Raw genomic sequence first — 727 nt, 5'->3', positions numbered from 1 at the left:
TGATCTTGCCCAGCAATCGTGGACACCCCGTTAAGCGATAAACTCTAACGAGGTGAACCATGGCAAGACCAGCAACCCCGATGAAACAAACCCGCACCCACCATTCCCAGGCCTACAAGGACGAAGCACTGGCCTTGGCCGAACGAGTCGGAGTCAGTAAGGCTGCCGAACAACTCGGCCTTCATGCTTCCCAGCTTTACGGCTGGCGCAGCAAGCAGCAGCAAAGCCAGACCAGCAGCGAGCGCGAGCAATCCCTGGCCGAGGAGAATGCCCGGCTCAAGCGGCAACTGGCTGAACAAGCCGAGGAGCTGGCCATCGTAAAAAAGGCCGCCGCGTACTTTGCCAAGAGCCTCAAGTGAAGTACGCCTTCATGAGAGCACACGTCATGCAGTTCCCGGTGACGACCATGTGCCGTGTACTGGGTGTCGCCCGCAGCGGCTTCTACGCCTGGTGTTCACGAAGGGCGTCGATGCGTCACCAGCGAAGAGCCGAGTTGGATCATCAGGTCGCGCAGGCATACAGCGCACGTAAGGGCCGCAGCGGGGCTCCACGACTGTGCCACGACCTGCGGGATGCCGGGCTGCGCTGCAATCGCAAGACAGTTGCTGCCTCGATGCAACGGCAAGGACTGCGTGCCAGGGCCGCCAGGACGTTCAAGGCCACCACCAACTCCCGCCACTCCCTGCCGGTGGCGGAGAACTTGCTCAAGCAGGATTTCACGGCATCG

At 61.2% G+C, this 727-nt stretch carries 1 pseudogene; it reads left to right on the top strand.

The window, feature by feature from the left end:
• Positions 1-59: 59 nt before the first annotated feature.
• Positions 60-727, top strand: a pseudogene (locus ACWKV7_RS23690) (IS3 family transposase); the annotation flags it as partial.

Source organism: Zestomonas ipomoeae (genome assembly GCF_057128665.1).
This window is presented reverse-complemented; position numbering and strand designations above follow the sequence as displayed.